At 40.3% G+C, this 18,474-nt stretch carries 16 protein-coding genes; 12 read left to right on the plus strand and 4 right to left on the minus strand.

Annotation, left to right across the window (positions count from 1 at the left end; all coding sequences use genetic code 11):
* Positions 1–15 precede the first annotated feature (15 nt).
* The 12 genes from murD (at position 16) to NXG61_RS09995 (ending at position 13,524) form a co-directional block, all read left to right on the plus strand.
* Positions 16–1,380, plus strand: coding sequence for a UDP-N-acetylmuramoyl-L-alanine--D-glutamate ligase (gene murD / locus NXG61_RS09940; protein ID WP_196604676.1), 1,365 nt, complete (start codon positions 16–18; stop codon positions 1,378–1,380).
* Positions 1,381–1,403: 23 nt separating this feature from the next.
* Positions 1,404–2,519, plus strand: coding sequence for an undecaprenyldiphospho-muramoylpentapeptide beta-N-acetylglucosaminyltransferase (murG, locus tag NXG61_RS09945; protein WP_196604677.1), 1,116 nt, complete (start codon positions 1,404–1,406; stop codon positions 2,517–2,519).
* 28 nt (positions 2,520–2,547) lie between these two features.
* Positions 2,548–3,909 carry a UDP-N-acetylmuramate--L-alanine ligase gene (gene murC / locus NXG61_RS09950; RefSeq protein ID WP_196604678.1) on the plus strand — a complete coding sequence of 454 codons (1,362 nt, stop codon included), beginning with the start codon at positions 2,548–2,550 and terminating at the stop codon, positions 3,907–3,909.
* A 64-nt stretch (positions 3,910–3,973) separates the two neighbouring features.
* A complete protein-coding gene (locus NXG61_RS09955) occupies positions 3,974–4,903 on the plus strand; it encodes a D-alanine--D-alanine ligase family protein (protein WP_307223531.1) in 930 nt (309 codons plus the stop codon).
* A gap of 49 nt (positions 4,904–4,952) precedes the next feature.
* The gene (locus NXG61_RS09960) at positions 4,953–5,669 is read left to right on the plus strand and encodes a cell division protein FtsQ/DivIB (protein ID WP_307223532.1); all 717 of its coding nucleotides are present in this window, start codon (positions 4,953–4,955) and stop codon (positions 5,667–5,669) included.
* Between the two features lie 14 nt (positions 5,670–5,683).
* A complete protein-coding gene (locus NXG61_RS09965; RefSeq protein ID WP_307223534.1) occupies positions 5,684–6,370 on the plus strand; it encodes a DUF881 domain-containing protein in 687 nt (228 codons plus the stop codon).
* Complete coding sequence (locus tag NXG61_RS09970; RefSeq protein ID WP_307223535.1) at positions 6,367–6,696, plus strand: small basic family protein; 330 nt, start codon at positions 6,367–6,369, stop codon at positions 6,694–6,696. The genes NXG61_RS09965 and NXG61_RS09970 overlap by 4 nt, the downstream gene beginning before the upstream one ends.
* 122 nt (positions 6,697–6,818) lie before the next feature.
* A complete protein-coding gene (ftsZ, locus tag NXG61_RS09975; RefSeq protein WP_196604683.1) occupies positions 6,819–7,892 on the plus strand; it encodes a cell division protein FtsZ in 1,074 nt (357 codons plus the stop codon).
* Positions 7,893–8,028: 136 nt separating this feature from the next.
* Positions 8,029–9,072 (plus strand): extracellular solute-binding protein, encoded by a 1,044-nt coding sequence (locus tag NXG61_RS09980; protein WP_196604684.1) that lies wholly within the window; start codon positions 8,029–8,031, stop codon positions 9,070–9,072.
* Between the two features lie 60 nt (positions 9,073–9,132).
* The gene (gene rimO, locus NXG61_RS09985; protein WP_196604685.1) at positions 9,133–10,491 is read left to right on the plus strand and encodes a 30S ribosomal protein S12 methylthiotransferase RimO; all 1,359 of its coding nucleotides are present in this window, start codon (positions 9,133–9,135) and stop codon (positions 10,489–10,491) included.
* On the plus strand, positions 10,476–11,726 hold the full coding sequence (locus NXG61_RS09990) for a competence/damage-inducible protein A (protein WP_307223538.1): 1,251 nt from the start codon (positions 10,476–10,478) through the stop codon (positions 11,724–11,726). The genes rimO and NXG61_RS09990 overlap by 16 nt, the downstream gene beginning before the upstream one ends.
* Positions 11,727–11,931: 205 nt before the next feature.
* Positions 11,932–13,524 (plus strand): DEAD/DEAH box helicase, encoded by a 1,593-nt coding sequence (locus NXG61_RS09995; protein ID WP_196604726.1) that lies wholly within the window; start codon positions 11,932–11,934, stop codon positions 13,522–13,524.
* Positions 13,525–13,656: 132 nt separating this feature from the next.
* Here NXG61_RS09995 and glmM read toward each other — a convergent pair whose 3' ends face one another.
* Genes glmM through cdaA form a run of 4 tightly spaced genes read right to left on the minus strand, consistent with a single transcriptional unit; the run spans position 13,657 to position 18,434 of the window.
* Positions 13,657–15,006: a phosphoglucosamine mutase gene (glmM, locus tag NXG61_RS10000; protein ID WP_307223541.1), complete on the minus strand. Its 1,350-nt coding sequence runs from the start codon at positions 15,004–15,006 to the stop codon at positions 13,657–13,659.
* A gap of 44 nt (positions 15,007–15,050) precedes the next feature.
* Complete coding sequence (locus NXG61_RS10005; RefSeq protein WP_307223543.1) at positions 15,051–16,667, minus strand: NAD(P)/FAD-dependent oxidoreductase; 1,617 nt, start codon at positions 16,665–16,667, stop codon at positions 15,051–15,053.
* Between the two features lie 13 nt (positions 16,668–16,680).
* Positions 16,681–17,613, minus strand: a complete 933-nt coding sequence (locus NXG61_RS10010) for a CdaR family protein (RefSeq protein ID WP_307223545.1) — start codon at positions 17,611–17,613, stop codon at positions 16,681–16,683.
* Positions 17,610–18,434 (minus strand): diadenylate cyclase CdaA, encoded by an 825-nt coding sequence (gene cdaA, locus NXG61_RS10015; RefSeq protein ID WP_196604690.1) that lies wholly within the window; start codon positions 18,432–18,434, stop codon positions 17,610–17,612. The genes NXG61_RS10010 and cdaA overlap by 4 nt, the downstream gene beginning before the upstream one ends.
* Between the last annotated feature and the right edge of the window lie 40 nt (positions 18,435–18,474).

Here is an 18,474-nt window from a genome sequence, read left to right on the forward strand (position 1 = left end):
GAAAGAAGTAATAAAATGAATTTTACGGATAAAAATATTATAATTTTAGGGGCGGGAATAAGTGGCATAGGAGCTGCGAAGACAGCCCATAAATTGGGCGCGGAAGTGACACTGTGCGATGCAAAACCAGCAGAACAGATAAAATATGATTTGAGTGAACTAAGAAATATTAATATAAAATTAGTTTTAGGTCAGCAGAAAATAAATATTTTAAAAAATGCGGACATGGTAATATTGTCTCCGGCGGTAGCATTACATATTCCTCTTTTGGACGAAGTAAGGAAACTGGGAATAAAAATAATAAGTGAAATAGAATTTGCCTGGTATATTGCATCAGCTCCTATATATGCGGTAACGGGGACAAACGGAAAAACGACTACCACCGTGCTGCTGGGGTTGCTCATGAAAAAGATATATGAACGGGTCGGTGTGGGAGGCAATATAGGTGTACCATTGTGTGAAGAAGTGCAGCGTGTCGCTGATAAAGGCTGTACTGTGGCAGAAATATCAAGCTACCAGCTGGAAAGTTCACATGAATTTTGTCCGCATATAGCCGCTGTATTGAATATTACACCTGATCATATCGCGCGGCATGGATCAATGGAAATATATCAGCAGATGAAAGAGAAAATTTTTGTCAATCAGACAAAGCAGGATTTTCTTGTTCTGAATTATGATGATCTGCGTACACGCAATATGGCCGAACGGGCTAAAAGTACGGTTATGTTTTTCAGCAGGGCGATATCTCTTGAAGAGGGAGTATTTGCCCTGGATAGCAAATTGATGATAAAGTGGCGGGGGAGAGAATATCTTGTTTGCGGCGTGGATGAAATAGGAATAAAGGGCGGACATAATGTGGAAAATGCCTTAGCTGCCACGGCTACGGCTTTTTTGGCAGGTGTTTCGCCGGCTCAGATAGCTGATGTTTTGAGAAATTTTTCGGGAGTTGAGCATCGTATAGAGGCAGTAAAAGAGATCGCTGGCGTGAAATATTTCAATGATTCAAAGGCGACAAATACAGATGCTGCTATAAAAGCGTTAGAAACATTTGACGGGCATGTTGTTCTTATAGCCGGTGGACATGATAAGAAAACAGATTTGACAGAATTTATGCGGCTGGCCAGCCAGCGTGTCGATAAATTGATTTTGCTCGGTGAAGCTGCCGCAAGATTCAGAGAGGCTGCTATCCTCAATGGAATAAGAGAAAATAATATAGTGGAAGCGGGCTATTCAATGAAAAAGGCAGTATCATTGGCGCGGCAGTATGCTGTTGCACCGCAGGTAGTATTGCTTTCACCGGCTTGTTCGAGTTTTGATATGTATGATGGATATGAAGAACGAGGACGTGACTTTAAAAAAATAGTTAACGAATTGGAATAATAGGGTAAGCAGGTAATAGGAAAATGAAACTTATTTTTTCAGGGGGCGGGACCGGAGGACACATTTATCCTGCAATAACGCTGATTGAGAGTATAAAAGAGAGAAATCCTCAGGCGCAGATACTTTACGTCGGGACCTCCAGAGGGTTGGAAGCCGATATAGTGCCGAAAGAAAATATCCCATTTAAAACTATTGATATAGAGGGTTTTTCCAGGCACCTGACTGTAAAAAATATTGTTGTTTTTGGTAAGGCAGTCGCTGGAATGATAAAGGCTCGCACCATACTAAAAGAATATAAACCGGATGCTGTCATTGGAACGGGCGGATATGTGAGCGGACCAATCCTTCTTGCAGCTTCTTTTATGAATATTCCTACGCTTATTCAGGACCAGAACGCTATTCCGGGAATTACCAATAAAATTTTGTCAAAATTTGTCAATAAAATAGCATGCGGTTATGAATCAGCATGCAGCCATTTCCCTTCGCAAAAGACTGTCCTGACAGGAAATCCTGTACGAAAAGATGTTTTGATGTCTTCCCGCAGTGAGGCATTGTCTTCAATTGGATTGGACAATACAAGAAAGACAGTTCTCATTACAGGAGGAAGCAGAGGGGCAAGAAGAATAAATGAAGCTATGACGGATGTGTATGAGCAGTTTTTGAATGATACGGCAGTTCAATTCCTGCATATAACGGGGACAAATGAGTATCAGAAAGTGCTCGACAGTATAAAAGCTAAAGGCATCGATTTGGGGAGAGCAGATAATATATTTGTAAAACCGTATTTATATGATATGCCAAAAGCTTTGGCAGCCGCTGATATGGCAGTTGCCAGGGCAGGAGCCATAGGTTTGGCAGAAATAACAGCCTGTGGTATTCCTTCAATACTGATTCCCTATCCATATGCCGCGGAAAATCATCAGGAATTTAATGCCCGCGCACTTGTCGAAAAGGGTGCTGCAGTAATGATATTGAATTCAGAACTCACAGGCAAACGTCTGGCTCGGGAATTGACAGAATTGCTTGCATCAGAAAATAAAGTGCAAAAAATGGCTTTGGCCAGCAAAACTATGGGACATCCCGGAGCGGCAGGGGAAATTGCGGATATGATTTTAGAACTGATTTATAATAAAGGATAATCTATTTAAATTGCAGGAGGGAAATTTTTTGCTTAAAAATATAAAAAAAATTCATTTTATCGGTATAGGCGGAGTCGGCATGAGCGCTATAGCTGAAGTCTTGTTGGAAAAAGGATACATTGTGACCGGTTCGGATTTGAATGCATCAGATATTGTTGCAGGTCTGCAAAAACGCGGAGCTTTAATATATAAAGGGCATTGTCCATCAAATATTACTGATTGTGATGCTGTGGTAATCTCTTCGGCTATAGCTGAGGATAACCCTGAATTATTGACTGCCAAAAGCAAAAATATAAAAATATATCATCGCTCAGATATACTGGCTGAGCTGATAAATTCAGCTAAAGGGATAGCAGTGGCAGGATCACATGGCAAAACCACCACATCATCAATGCTGAGTGTGGTCCTGGATAATGCAGGTGTTGATCCCACCGTATTGATAGGTGGTGTAGTCGATTATTTTCACGGCAATGCCAGACTGGGAAAAAGTGAATATGTGATAGCTGAGGCTGATGAAAGTGATGGATCTTTTTTGAAGTTTAATCCTTATATTGCTCTTGTTACAAATGTTGAGGACGATCATATGGATCATTACGGAACAATGGAAAATATCATTGTGGCATTTCGCCATTTTTTGGCTAATACTGATCCGGCAGGAATAGCAGTTTTATGTTTTGATCATGAAAATGTGAGGAAGATAGCTGCGCTCACCGACAAACGTTTTATTTCATATGGAATTGTCAATGATGCTGACTATATGGCAGCTAACATGAACATGTCAAAATTAAAAACAAGCTTTGATGTAATTTATAAAAAAGAAAATATTGGTAAAATAGAGCTGAACATACCGGGACGGCATAATATTTTAAATGCTTTGGGAACCATAGCGGTATGCAGGTTTTTGGGCATATCTATGGAGAAGATCGCAGATGGATTTAAAATATTTCACGGTGCTGACCGCAGATTTCAAACAAAAAAAAGAACAAGTGACTTTTGGGTAGTAGATGATTATGCACATCATCCTACAGAAATAGAGACGACTTTGGAAGCGGCAAAGCAGACCAGCCCAAAGCGCCTTATTTGCATATTCCAGCCGCATAGATACAGCAGAACAAAAATTTTGGCGCAGGAATTCGGCAGCTGTTTTTCACAGGCTGATATTTTGATTTTTACGGACATATATTCTGCAGGTGAAAAACCTATTCCGGGTATATCTGGAAAAACTATTTTCGATGAAGTAGAAAAAAACGGGAAAAAAGCCATATATATAGAAAATATGGAAGAAATAAGCAGTTATGTGAAGTCTATAGTCAAGTCTGGTGATTTGATTATTACGATGGGAGCAGGTAATATATTCAGGTGCGGAGAAAAATTGGCACAGGAATTATAGCTGCTTAGCCAGTATAAAAACATATATGCATAAGCATAATTACAATCAGGCAGGAGAGTAAAATATGAAATATAATAAAATCGCAGTTGTCATGGGCGGACCATCTTCAGAGGCAAAAATATCGCGATTGACAGGAATGGCGGTAATGGAAGCTTTAAAAAGCAAGGGCCATGAGGTAATACCAGTCGAGCTTTGTCGGAACACTGTTGTGGATGATATAAAAAAAAGTGGCTGTGACGTGGTTTTTAATGCTGTTCACGGCAGGTATGGCGAGGACGGAATACTCCGTGCAGTTATGGAGATGATTGATATGCCATGTACAGGCTCAAATGTACTTGCAAGCGCGCTGACTATGAATAAGGCAGCCAGCAAACGCATATTCTTGTCGGCAGGTATAAGCACGCCGCGTACATTGTTTTTTAAAGATACAGATGCAGAAAACATTGATATAAAAGCGCAGGTAATGGAAGAATTTGATTTCCCGGTAGTCGTCAAGGCTGTGGATCAGGGATCAAGCATAGGCGTAGTTACTGTAAATAATGAAGAAATTTTTATTAAAGGAATGGAAGAGGCATTCCGATACAGTAAAGAGATTATTATAGAAGAATTTATAAAGGGCCGTGAATTGACAGTCGCAGTGTATGGCGGCAAGGAAAAAAAGGCCATGCCCATAATAGAAATAGTTGCAGCAGACGGTGTTTACGATTATCATAATAAATATACAAAAGGCTGTTCAAAGCATATAATTCCAGCTCCACTGCCGGCAGAATTAACAGAAAAAATCAAGCAGATATCTGTAGAGGCCTGCGAAATAACGGGCTGCAGCGGAGTGGCTCGTGTTGATTTGATTTTAAGCGAGGATAATGTGCCCTATGTGCTGGAAATTAATACGGTGCCGGGAATGACTGAAACATCATTAGTACCTGACGCAGCGGGGCACGCAGGTATAAAATTCCCCGAACTGTGTGAAATGATGATAGATATGATAGATTAAAAATGCGAAAGAATATGGGAAGGAGAGGGCGGCAGCCTGCGTATAGAATATGAAAAGAAGATTTTCCCGATATACGGCAAGAATATCTTTCCTGCTTCTTTTGTTAACAGGCGCTGTTTTTTTTCTGAATTCCCCCATATTGGCAGTGAGCAGCATAGCGGTGCAGGGAAATGAAGAATTGACCAAAGAACAGGTAATTCAAATAGCAGATATCAGAGAACCAGTAAATATTTTTGCGGTAAAAACAGATTATCTGCAAAAGCGTTTGGAAAGCGATCTGCGCATTGCAAAAGCTTCTGTAAGGAGAAGTTTCCCCAATGTTCTTCTTATTGATATAAAAGAACGAAAGCCTATTGCTACATTACGCTGCAATTATGGATATGTTGATATAGCGGGCAATGGAATTATTATGAACTCCTATCGGAATATGCAGACCATGAAATTTCCCATGATGACCGGTATCACACTGGGGGACGTTTATATTGGCGATAAAATAGATGATGCGAATGTCTTGAAAGCGGCAGCTTTTCTTGAGCAAATGGACAGCACCGCTTTAGCGCAGATATCGGAAATCAGCATCATATCACCTCAGAATATTGTGGCATACACTACAGGCGGTGTGAAAATAAAATTGGGTGATTTGTCATTTTCTGAGCAAGAGGCGAAGAAAACAGCTGTTTTTCTGAACGATTTAAAAACAATGAAAAAACCTGTCGAATATGTTGACTTTGGCTATATATCACCTGTACTTAAATTTAAATCCTGATCGAGGAGTAAATTATGCTGTCAAGAAAATATAACCGGATATCTATAATACTGGCCTGCTTCCTTCTGGGGTTTATGTTGGCAATTCAGTTCCATTCTACGCAGAATAGTCTGAAATATTCAACGCAGTATCAAAGGACGGAGGAGCTGTCACAGCGTCTTTTGGCAACAGAAAAAGAAAGGGATTCTTTGAAAAAACAGAATCAAAAATATACACAAGATAAAAATGGTGGACTGACAGATGCGCAGATCATTGAAGCTGGTGCCTCAGAGGTCAGCGGACCGGGTCTGGTGGTGACTGTTGAAGACAGCAGCAAAAAAACTGCCACCGATGAAAATGCTAATTTATATATAATACATGATGAAGATATGCTGCGGATCATAAATGAGCTTCGTGCGGCGGGAGCTGAGGCTATTTCCATTAATGGGCAAAGAGTGGTGGCTACGACCGAAATAAGATGCGCAGGACCTACTGTGTCTGTTAATAATGAACGTTCGGCACCTCCTTTTGTAATAAAAGCAATAGGTGATGCCGACACGCTGGAAAATGCAATGAAGATGCGCGGGGGCGTGATTGATACGTTGAGTGTATGGGGCATAAAGATTGATATTGCAAAAAAAACGCAAATGCTGCTGCCTGCTTATAGCAAAGGTGTTGATTTTAAGTACACTGAATTGGTGGAGAAAGGCGGAGAAAAATGATTTTTGCTGTATTAAGTTTAACTGCAGGGGCAATAGTAGGGTATCTATGCAATGTAACAATACCCGGCGAATACAGCAAATTATTTTCTGTGGCGTTGCTTGCTGGATTTGATGCCATATTCGGCGGATTGAAGGCCGTTTCATTAAATAATTTTGATAATACCAATTTTTTGCTCGGCTTTTTTTTAAATACAATATTAGCAGTTTTTATGGTATTTATCGGTGACAATTTGTCAATTGAACTCTATTATGTTGTTCTATTTGTATTTGCTCTCAGAATTTTTAAGAATCTATCATACCTTAGACATCACCTGATTAGAAAATAATGAAACTATATAGAAAATTAAGATGGATTATTCACTGCATATGTTATATAATATAACTATTAATCTGATTGCTTATATGCCATGAACGGCATTTTATATGGAGTATATGGGGGTTGCTTCTATTGTTTGAATTAGATATGGACGTTGACCAATTTGCTAAGATAAAAGTTATTGGTGTTGGCGGTGGCGGTAACAACGCAGTCAACCGCATGATTGAGTCCGGTCTTAAGGGTGTTGATTTCATAGCGGTCAACACGGATGCACAGGCTTTATTGAATGCTAAGGCACAGAATCGCATACAGATCGGTGAAAAATTGACAAGAGGATTAGGGGCCGGTGCGAAACCGGAAATTGGTGAAAAAGCTGCTGAAGAAAGCAGAGAAGAACTGCTTGGAGCTCTCAGAGGCGCTGATATGATTTTTGTGACGGCTGGAATGGGCGGAGGAACAGGTACAGGAGCGGCACCCATAGTGGCAGAATGTGCACGCGAGATAGGTGCACTTACTGTTGGAGTTGTGACAAAGCCATTTACCTTTGAAGGACGCAAACGCTTTAAACAGGCTGAAATAGGTATTGTGAACTTGAAGACAAATGTCGATACACTCATAACTATACCTAATGACAGACTGTTGGATGTTGTTGATAAAAAAACATCCATGATGGATGCTTTCCGCATAGCTGATGATGTGTTGCGTCAGGGCGTGCAGGGGATTTCGGATTTGATAGCCATACCGGGACTGATCAATTTGGATTTTGCCGATGTCAAATCTGTTATGAATAATGCAGGTTCAGCGCTCATGGGTATAGGTGAGGCAACAGGGGAAAATGCTGCTGTGGATGCAGCTCGTGCGGCAGTGAACAGCCCTCTGCTGGAAACTTCTATTCAGGGTGCCCGTGGAGTGTTGCTCAATATAACAGGCGGTTCCAATTTGAGCCTTTTTCAAGTAAATGAAGCTTCCGCTATAATATCAGAAGCTGCGCACGAAGACGCGAATATAATTTTTGGTGCGGCTATTGATGAAAATATGCAGGACAATGTACGGGTTACTGTTATTGCAACAGGATTTGATGACAGCACGGTAACTGTCGAGCTGGATGGTAAAAAAATGGATGTTAGTACTGTAACGCATAAGATAAATGACTTTAAAATGGACAGGGAAATTCCTGATATACCAATATGGATGCGGAAAAAATAGCAGAATGCAAAGAGAGCAATCGTTGCGGTTGGCGGCGGTTGCTTATTTTTTATAAAATGTTATACTTTAATGTAAAGTGAATTTTTGACAGAATAAGTGCATTGATTATTCGCTTCTGACAGTTGGGAGGCTGGTTATGCGGCGCTATATACCGTTGTTTTTTATCGTGTGCAGTATCTTGTTAATTTTGTTGGCGGTAAACACATATTGGATATATCATACAAGTGATAATCGGCAGATTACTGTTACAAGGAATAAAATAACTGTTTATACTACACTGCCTATGCAGGTAGCTGCTCCAATAGCGGCAGAATATGAAAAGCTTAACAAAGTAAAAGTGAATTTTGTTTTGCTTTCTGAAAAAGAATTGACAGATAAAATGCAAAATGGAACTATGCCTTTGAATGGACAGGCAGACATTATTCTTGCAGGGCAGGATGTTTTGAAACGGGCAGCTGCTTTAAATGTTTTGGCAGCGTTTTCGTCTGAGCAGGAGGATGTTGTAGCAAACATATTTAAAGATAAGAATAATTTATGGACGGGCATTTGGTACGATCCGATTATTTTTTGTGCTAATAGAGATTATCTGCAGGCTGCTCCTTATATACCTCGTACATGGGCTGCTTTAGTGAATGAGGAAAATATACGTATTGGACTCACAGACTTTTTGGCTTCTGATACTTCAGCAAATTTATTCTATGCGTTCATCAGGCATTATGGAAATGAACAGGCGTTTTCCTTTTTGCAAAAGCTGCATCCTAAAGTTCTGCAATATGCAAAATATCTGTCAACACCTGTCAGAATGGCTGGAATGGGTGAGGTAGATATTTCTATTGCAGTGCAAAGTGAGGCTGTTAAATATTTAAATAATAATTATCCTTTAGTGATAATTTATCCTGAAGACGGGACCTATTATCAGGTTACAGGAGCAGCACTTTTAAAAAATGCGCCCGATAAGGCTCAGGCATCCCGATTTATTCAATGGCTTCTCGGTGATGATATACAGCTTTGTCTGCAGCGAAACGGATTTTTTTTCGTACCAACAAATTATTCCACATTTGCTTATAAAACTTATGCGGGAAAGGGCTTGGTTCCCTTTTCAAATAATATAGAGATGCCTACTGAGGAGCAGAAAATGAGTCTGCTTGATGAGTGGGTAAAAAATATACGGCTGCAATAGACCGTATGTGCAATGATGGGTGGATGATTTGCTTTACAATATATATTTTGGAGGAACTAAATGCTTAGAGCTGGATTTGTAAGTCTTGGATGCTCAAAAAACCGTGTTGACACAGAGGTTATGTTGGGTATACTGAGTAAAAATGATATAAAAATCACTGCCGAACCATCTGAGGCAGATATATTGATAGTAAATACCTGCAGCTTTATTGAGTCAGCGAGAGAAGAATCAGTAACGACTATTTTGGATATGGCCGAATGTAAAAAGACGGGGAAATGCAGATCCCTGATTATCGCAGGCTGTTTAGGCCAGCGTTATGGACAGACATTACTGGATGAGATGCCGGAAGCTGACGCTGTTATCGGTACAGGCGCGTGGAACAGAATCATGGAGGCTGTGGATTCAACTTTGGCGGGGCGGCGTGTGGTAATAACCGGTGAGGCAGATACTATCTATGGGCAGGATACACCGCGCATCATTACAACACCTTCCTTCAGTACATATGTTAAAATTGCCGAAGGCTGCAACCACAGATGCGCTTTTTGTTCTATTCCTTTGGTGCGTGGCAATTACCGCAGTCGTACCATTGAAGATATAAAAGAAGAAACAGTGCGGCTTGTCAAAAATGGCGTAAAAGAAATAAATCTTGTTGCCCAGGATACGACAAATTATGGCAGTGACATCTATGGACGTGAAAATTTGGCTGGACTGCTTCGCGAATTGGTTAAAATCAAAGAACTGCAGTGGATAAGAGTACAATATACCTACCCGCATTCTTTCACCGATGAACTAATTAACGTGATGGCATCGGAAGAAAAAATCTGTAATTATGCAGATATTCCACTTCAGCATGCCCATAATGCCGTGTTGAAAAATATGCGCCGTTCTGATACGACTGAATATATTGAAGATGTGATAGGCAAGTTGAGAATGCGTATTCCGGGTATATCTCTGCGCACGACATTTATTGTTGGGTTTCCCGGTGAAACAGATTCACAATATCAATTTTTGCGGAATTTTGTGGAAAAATATCGTTTCGATAAAGTAGGGGTCTTTACTTTTTCAAAGGAAGAAAATACACCTGCGTACAGCATGTCCAATCAAGTGCCAGAAAATATAATGCAGGAAAGATATCACGATTTGATGAGTGTGCAGAGTAGAATTTCAGAAGACATAAATAAAAGCTTGGAAAATAAGATATTCGATGTGCTTGTTGAAGGCCGCGATGCAGAACAGAGCAATGTTGCATATGGCAGATCATATCGTGAGGCTCCTGATATAGATGGGCAGATATATATAGAGAATGATGAAGAAAGCAGTCCTGGGGATATTATAAAAGTAAAAATTCTTCAGGGATTTGCTTATGATCTCGTGGGCCAAAAGCATAATAAGGGGACTGAAAAATGCGAGTTGAATTAATTACTACGGGCAGTGAGCTTTTGCTGGGGCAAATTGTTAATACCAATAGTGCGTATATGGCCTCTCATTTGAATGATATAGGATTTGATGTGCTTTATCAAACCACTGTCGGGGATAATTATGACAGGATGAAAACTGTAATCAAAAATGCGCTTGAACGGGCAGATATAGTTATAACTACGGGTGGTTTGGGTCCTACTCAGGGAGATATAACTAAATATGTGTGTGCAGAAATAATGGGAAAAACCATGGTCACTCATGCCGAAAGTAAAAAAAGAATGGATGATCACTTTCGCGAAAAAAACATAGAAATGACTGAAAATAATTCTCGACAGGTGCTTGTTCCGGAGAGTGCGCATGTTTTCATTAATTATAATGGTATTGCACCCGGTATCGTACAGGCCTGTGACGAAAAAGTTCTGATAAATCTGCCCGGACCACCGCGCGAAATGAAAGATATGTTTGACAGATCTTTGAAACCATTTTTACGAGATAAATTTGGTATAAAGCATGTTATTCATTCAGTGGTGCTTGATACTTTTGATATAGGCGAATCGTTTTTGGAAACAAAAATTCGTGATCTTATTCTTAAGCAGTATAATCCTACATTGGCACTGCTCGTTCGTCCCAGCGGAGTGATAATTCGTATAACAGCAAAAGCAGACAGTGTCGAAGAGGCAAAACAGCTTATTCAACCTGTAGAGGAGGAAATATATTCACGTGTCGGACAGTATGTTTATGCCGTTGATGATGAGCCAATGGAAAATGTAGTCGGGAGGCTTTTGGCGGCAAAAAAAATAACTGTTTCCTGCGCCGAATCTTGTACAGGCGGCCTGCTGACAAGCAGGCTTACGGATATAGCGGGCAGCTCAGAATATGTAACGGGTTCGATAGTCTCTTATTCCAATCTGGTAAAAGTAAAACATCTCCATGTGCCGGAATCAATTCTTGCCGAAAAAGGAGCTGTAAGTGAAGAAACAGCTCGTTATATGGCTGAAGGAGTGGCCAAATGCATGGGAACAGATATCGGTGTTGGAATAACGGGAATTGCAGGACCAGGCGGTGCAACGGAGCAAAAACCGGTGGGACTTGTTTATATATCTGTGACAGGAGATAGAGGCACATATGTCGTTAAAAATTTATTTTCGGGAAAAAGAGAAGAAATTAAATATCGTGCTACGCAAAAGGCACTAAATATGATACGATTATACTTAGAAGATAAATCAGTCTTATAATGGGCAGGTTTATTTTATTGCAATCTTTATTGAGGGAATGTTCTTTCGAGATAGTGTTTTATGTTGCACACTGCGGGGAGTATGGAGTAGATTGGAGTATCTCGCAAGTTCAATTTATAAAAGTCAGGAAGTTCAATCCGAAAATAAATGAGTTTATAAATTATAAATTAAGAAACAGGAGGATCTATTTTTGAAAAATGAAATAATGTCATTTGGTGATATTACTTTGAACAAAAAAATTGTTAATGCATTAAGTGATATGGGCTTTGAAGAACCATCACCAATTCAGGCAAAAACAATTCCCTTAGTTTTGCAGGGAAATGATGTACTTGGACAGGCACAGACCGGTACAGGTAAAACGGCTGCATTTGGTATACCTACTGTGGAAAAGATAGACGAAACTAACAGGCACATACAGGCACTTATTATAGCACCTACCAGAGAATTAGCTATTCAGGTAGCGGAAGAATTGAATAAAATAGGCAAATATAAAAAAATAAAAACGTTGCCTATTTACGGTGGGCAAATGATCGAACGCCAGATTCGTGCTTTAAAGAATGGTATTAAAATCATTGTTGGAACACCCGGACGTTTATTAGATCATATCAATCGAAAAACAATAAATCTTGATTATATTAAAACACTTGTCCTAGATGAAGCGGATGAGATGCTTGATATGGGCTTTATTGATGATATAAAGTCAATAATGTCTCATATTCCTAAAGAAGAAAGGCAGACATTGCTTTTTTCGGCTACAATGCCGGCTACTATTGAAAAATTAGCACAAAGTTATATGAATAAACCGCAAAAGGTTTTGATTAGCAGAGGACATCTGACGGTTCCGCTTATTGATCAGATTTATTATGAAACGCGGGATAAATTTGATGGCTTGTGCCGTATTCTTGATGTGGAGGAGACTGGCAAGTTCATTATTTTCTGTCGTACAAAAAAAGGAGTGGACGATCTTATTGCCTCGTTAGAGGCCAGAGGATATATGGCTGGCGGGCTGCATGGTGATATGAATCAGGCACAGCGGCAGAGAGTAATGAAAAAATTCCGTGAAGGTAAGCTGGATATTTTGATCGCTACGGATGTTGCGGCAAGAGGTATAGATATAGATGATATTACGCATGTTATCAACTATGATATTCCGCAGGATCATGAATCGTATGTTCACCGGATCGGCAGGACAGGCAGGGCAGGACGCAGCGGTATTGCCATAACCTTTATAGAACCGCGCGAATATAGGCAGCTGCGGCTTATTGAAAAGCTTATAAAACATAGTATGATTCGAGGTCAGCTGCCAACATCGGCGGATGTGCTCGAATTGCAGAAAGAAGCAATAAAGGAAAAACTAGTGAAGGTGTTGCAGACTAATAGTTATTCCGATTATCATATGATTGTATCGGATTTGGTGGCAGATAAATATGACTCTCTTGATATAGCCGCAGCCGCAGTAAAGTTATCGGTTGAAGGATTAAAAGAACGTAATGGGGCTGATGATGAAGGCGGCGGTAACTTAGAACAAAAATTTGATAACAGCGGCGGCGCTCCTGGTATGGTAAGACTGTTTATCAATATAGGCCGCAATCAGAAGATAAAACCGGAAGATATTGTACGCTTTATAGCCACGGAAGCTGATATCCCAGGCAATATTATCGGTGTTATCAATATATATGATAAGTTTACTTTTGTGGAGATTCCCCGCAATGTGACCGAACGAGTTATTTCTGTTATGCATAGAAATACTCTTAAAGGTTATAAAATCAATGTGGAACCGGCTAAGAGCCGCAATTAAGGGCTGGCTTATTAAAGAATAAAAAATATATCTTTAAGGATGCATGGAAATATCTTCTGTGCATCTTTTTTATATAAAAAGACTGCCACCAAAGCGTTTGACTTTGGTGGCAGTCTTTTCGGTTTGTGACTTTCAGCATTGCTGTTCCTGGATGACAGTACCTATAGATTGACAGATTATTTCCAGTTGTTTTTGATCCGGACCTTCTGCCATTACACGTATCAGCGGCTCTGTACCCGAAGGACGAACTAATATACGGCCATCACAGCCAAGTTCCTGTTCACCATCTTTTATAGCCTTTTTTATAAGTTCATTGGAATCCCAGCCGTTTTTAGAGGCTACACGTACATTAAAAAGCAGCTGGGGATAGGTTGTCATAACATCTACTATTTGAGACGATTTTATTTTATTTTCTGCAATATGGGCAAGAACTTGCAAAGCCGTTATAAGACCATCACCCGTAGTAGCAAAATCGGTAAAGATGACATGACCGGATTGCTCGCCGCCCAAATTATAATTATTTTTTTTCATATTTTCGAGTACATAGCGATCTCCGACTGCTGTTACTTCTACATGGCAGCCGTTTTTTCTGAGTGCTTTATGAAAGCCGATATTGGCCATGACCGTTGAAACTACTGTGTTGTTGTTAAGCCTATTATTTTTTTTCATAGCGAGGGCACAAGCTACGATAATATGGTCACCATCTATAATGCGTCCCTTTTCATCAACACAAAGGCAGCGATCAGCATCCCCATCATGAGCTATACCGATATCCGCAGCGTGAGATAAGACTTCCTTTTGTAAATATTCCAAATGTGTAGATCCGCACTCTTCATTTATGTTGATTCCGTCCGGATTATCATTTATAACTATCAATTCTGCGCCAAGCCTGCGCAAAACTGCAGGCATTGATTCATATGCCGCACCGTTTGCACAATCAAGGATTATTTTCAGTCCGGTCAATTTTACTCTGACTGTTGATGCTACATAATCAATATAGTCATGAATAAGATCATGCCTGTATTCGATTGTTCCGATGTTTTTGCCGACTGCACGGGGAAAAATATCGTCAGTGTTGATTTTGACGACTATTTCAGCTAATTCATCCTCTACTTCATCGGGAAGCTTATACCCGTCTCCACCAAAAAATTTTATACCGTTGTCATGAAAAGGATTATGGGAAGCAGAAATTACGATACCAGCATTGGCACCATATTTTTTTGCTAAATAAGCCACTGCAGGAGTGGGAATAATACCGGTTATGATCACATGACCGCCCGCTGAGCAAATGCCGGCAGCAAGAGCCGATTCAAACATGGCACCCGAAATGCGAGGATCCCGTCCAATTAAAATTCTGCATGCATCGTTATCATCTTTGCCAAAATACAAGGCAGCAGCTCTGCCGAGTTTATAAGCCAGTTCTGCTGTAAGCTCTTTATTTGCTTCGCCGCGTACGCCGTCTGTGCCAAAAAGTCTAGTCATTAAAAAAATCTCTCCTTGAATTTATTTGGTGCAAATAATAATTTCTATCTTTTATATATATAACTTAGTGCAGCATTCATTCCATCAATAGCAGCACTCATTATACCACCTGCATAACCAGCGCCCTCACCAATAGGATAAAGACCGGCAATGCTGACGGATTTGAAGGTGTTTTTGTCCCGTATAATGCGGCAGGGTGCTGAAGAACGCATTTCGAGGCCAGTCATCACAACTGATTTATCAGCGAAACCAGGAATTTTTTTATCAAAATTTGGCAGAGCAAGTTCGATAGCCGCAGAAACTTTGGCAGGAAGAAGCTCATGCAGATCTGCCAGAGTGATACCCGGTTCGTAAGTAGGGATAGTCAGAAATTTATCAGAACCATGCTGATGAGTAAGAAAGTCGCCTACGGTCTGGACCGGAGCATGGTAATTTTTGCCGCCGGCAGAAAAAGCAAGATTTTCATAATGCCGTTGAAATTCCATTCCCGAAAGGATGTTCCCGCCAAAGTCCGCCGGTGTCACAGGTACCAGCAGCGCACTGTTAGCAATACCTGTGTTTCTGGCATAATAGCTCATACCGTTGGTAGTGAGCCTATTTTCCTCTGAAGATGCGGATACTACTTTACCTCCAGGACACATGCAAAAGGAATAGCAGGATAATGCTTTTTCCCGATTCTGCCAAGTAAGTGCATAATCTGCAGCGGGAAGATACGGGCTGCCTGCATCAGCACCATATTGTGAAGCATCTATTAAAGATTGGGGATGTTCAATGCGCACTCCTACAGCAAAAGATTTTGCTTCTATCTGTATTCCTTTTCTCAAAAGCATTTCATATGTGTCACGGGCACTATGTCCTATGCCTAAAAATAAATTTTCACAAGGAATAGATTCACCGGATGAAGTAGCAACACCTTTTAATTTGCTGTTGATTATTTGCAGATCTGTGAGCTGATTTAAAAAATATATTGATCCGCCGGCAGCCAGAATTTTTCTGCGGATGTTTTTAACTACGCTGCGTAATATATCTGTTCCGATATGCGGTTTATGCAGGTATAGAATTTCCTGAGGAGCACCTGCTTCTACAAAATCGCGGAGGACCTGAGTTATTTTAGCATCATTGATTCGTGTGGTCAATTTTCCGTCAGAAAAAGTGCCCGCACCGCCTTCACCGAATTGTACATTGGATAGGGGATCAAGAGTACCTGTTCGCCAAAAATTTTTTACATCTTCATGTCTTGTGTCAATATCGCGGCCTCGTTCAAGAATAATCGGACGATAACCGTAGCGGCATAATGTGAGAGCGCAGAACATACCGGACGGACCAAAACCGGCGATGACAGGACGCAAATTTTCAGAATTTCGCTTAAAGCCAGAGACAATGGGAATTACCTTTGGCAGTGGCTGTGCAGATAACTCGATATTTTTATTTGTTCGCAGACGTTTCATAAGTTTTTTTTTGTCTGCATTATCCGTTAAAAAAACGTCAAGTGTAAAAACGTTGAAAATGGGAGAATTTCTATATCGGCGTGCATCTATTGCTTTACGGACTATTACAGCTTTTTTTATATATTTATCACTGATTTTTAAATAAGCAGCAGCTATTTTTTCTAAAGGTTCAGTATTGTTAAAGGCTGTGTTCAAATTTTTTATGCGAATCAATTACGAAACCACCTTAGTTTTTATCAAGTTTTTTTTCGGAAATTTTGATGCTCACAGTAACTGTATTAGTGGAGGTGGTGACCCCTTGAGGAATCAGTAAGTTCACAGTCTGATCACCAGAAGAAGTTATTTTTCCCAAGGAAAATTTTTCCGTATCAAGATAATTTATGGTAGAAATTACCTGAGGATTGCCCGTTATTTCTATTTTATCGGGTGTTGCCTTTAAAGAATCAAGAGTATACTCCGCGGGCAAATCAGAGTTTGCCAATGGTTTTATAGTGACGATTTTGCGGGTGAGACCGTGAGCCAGTGTTATACTGGCATTGACGGTGGAACTTAAGAGCGTGACATTGCTGACGTCTTTATTGTCGTCGTCAACAGCCCGAAGCGGCACGATGACAGTAAAATCATCTTTATTATTGTCAAGACCTATATAGCCTATAGCTCTGCGCACAGCATCAACTTGTGTCCGCGGCCCTCTTACGACTATTGTGTCCGCGGATTGCTTTGTGCTGGCAACTACCATATCGTCGGCTGGTTTTCCGGAAAGAACAAGATCTACCGGAATCTGTTTTTGAATTATTTTATCAACAACGAATTTTATATTTTCGGGCGAGGAGCCCAAGAGTTCAAAACCTGCCGGAAGCTGGATATGAACAGGAAGCGTCTGTTCACCTTCCTTGACATCAGTCAGATCTACATATGCTTTAAAATCAGAGTTGTCAACAGAAGCAAATGCGGAACGCGGAGCTTTAAGTCTGATTTTTATTGTGTCATTGTCATGATGAATTTGATAACCGTCAGGAGCGTTAATAATACTGAGCTGTACAGAGACAGAATTTGTTATTGAAGGATTTTGTTCATTCATCACATAAAGCCACAATCCCAATGCCAAAAGCAATGAAATGCATTTTAAGAATAAATTCTGCTTTAGTAAATTTATCATTTTTTACCGTTCCTCCAGTTCCTGATAAAATCGCTGAATACAGAAGATTTTTGAGAAAACAGCGGTATCAGATACTGCCTGAGCTGATCTGAATCTAAATGTCTGTATATACGACCGTGTTCAGCCACTGATATTGTTCCTGTTTCTTCGCTGACAACGACTACGACCGCATCACACTGTTCGGATAAACCTATCGCAGCACGATGACGTGTACCGAGTTCAGTACTTAGTGTACGGTCATCTGTCAGCGGCAGAAGACAGCCGGAGGCAATAATGCGTTTGCCTCTTATAATTGTGGCACCGTCATGGAGTGGAGTGTTTGTAATAAAAATATTCATGAGCAGTTCAGCAGATACGACACCGTCTATGAAAATACCATTCGAAGCTATATCATCAAGTCCCATTTCTCTTTCTATAACAATAAGAGCACCTGTTTTTTTCTGAGCCATACGCATAACAGCAGAATCTATTTCACTCACAAGACTGCGGGCCTCATGGATATCAAGCAGGGCAGATCTGACGAAAAAGCGTCCCTGCCCGATATGCTCAAGGGCACGACGCAATTCTGGCTGAAAAACAATCGGCAGAGCCACAAAGAGCAGTGTAACAGTTTTTTGCAGGAGCCAGTAGATGACATGCAGTCCGAGCCAGTCACTTATTATAGTGAGCACGAGTAATACAATAATACCCTTGACAAGGGTTATAGCCCTTGTGTTTCTCAGCATTTCATATAATTTATATAAAATAATGGCAACAATAATAATGTCGGCAACATCAAGTGCATCGATAGTTGATAATAATCCCTTAATTTCTATTAACATTATGATTCTCCTCAGAAAAGGTATAAATAGCTATTCTATT

The organism is Pectinatus haikarae (assembly GCF_050916305.1).
GTDB lineage: Bacteria > Bacillota > Negativicutes > Selenomonadales > Selenomonadaceae > Pectinatus > Pectinatus haikarae.

Excerpts from the sequence above, each read along its gene's own strand:
- murD (WP_196604676.1), top strand. The coding sequence starts at position 16 with ATGAATTTTACGGATAAAAATATTATAATTTTAGGGGCGGGAATAAGT.
- murG (WP_196604677.1), top strand. The coding sequence starts at position 1,404 with ATGAAACTTATTTTTTCAGGGGGCGGGACCGGAGGACACATTTATCCT.
- NXG61_RS09955 (WP_307223531.1), top strand. The coding sequence starts at position 3,974 with ATGAAATATAATAAAATCGCAGTTGTCATGGGCGGACCATCTTCAGAG.
- NXG61_RS09960 (WP_307223532.1), top strand. The coding sequence starts at position 4,953 with ATGAAAAGAAGATTTTCCCGATATACGGCAAGAATATCTTTCCTGCTT.
- NXG61_RS09965 (WP_307223534.1), top strand. The coding sequence starts at position 5,684 with ATGCTGTCAAGAAAATATAACCGGATATCTATAATACTGGCCTGCTTC.
- NXG61_RS09970 (WP_307223535.1), top strand. The coding sequence starts at position 6,367 with ATGATTTTTGCTGTATTAAGTTTAACTGCAGGGGCAATAGTAGGGTAT.
- NXG61_RS09980 (WP_196604684.1), top strand. The coding sequence starts at position 8,029 with ATGCGGCGCTATATACCGTTGTTTTTTATCGTGTGCAGTATCTTGTTA.
- rimO (WP_196604685.1), top strand. The coding sequence starts at position 9,133 with ATGCTTAGAGCTGGATTTGTAAGTCTTGGATGCTCAAAAAACCGTGTT.
- NXG61_RS09990 (WP_307223538.1), top strand. The coding sequence starts at position 10,476 with ATGCGAGTTGAATTAATTACTACGGGCAGTGAGCTTTTGCTGGGGCAA.
- NXG61_RS09995 (WP_196604726.1), top strand. The coding sequence starts at position 11,932 with ATGTCATTTGGTGATATTACTTTGAACAAAAAAATTGTTAATGCATTA.
- glmM (WP_307223541.1), bottom strand. The coding sequence starts at position 15,006 with ATGACTAGACTTTTTGGCACAGACGGCGTACGCGGCGAAGCAAATAAA.
- NXG61_RS10010 (WP_307223545.1), bottom strand. The coding sequence starts at position 17,613 with ATGATAAATTTACTAAAGCAGAATTTATTCTTAAAATGCATTTCATTG.
- cdaA (WP_196604690.1), bottom strand. The coding sequence starts at position 18,434 with ATGTTAATAGAAATTAAGGGATTATTATCAACTATCGATGCACTTGAT.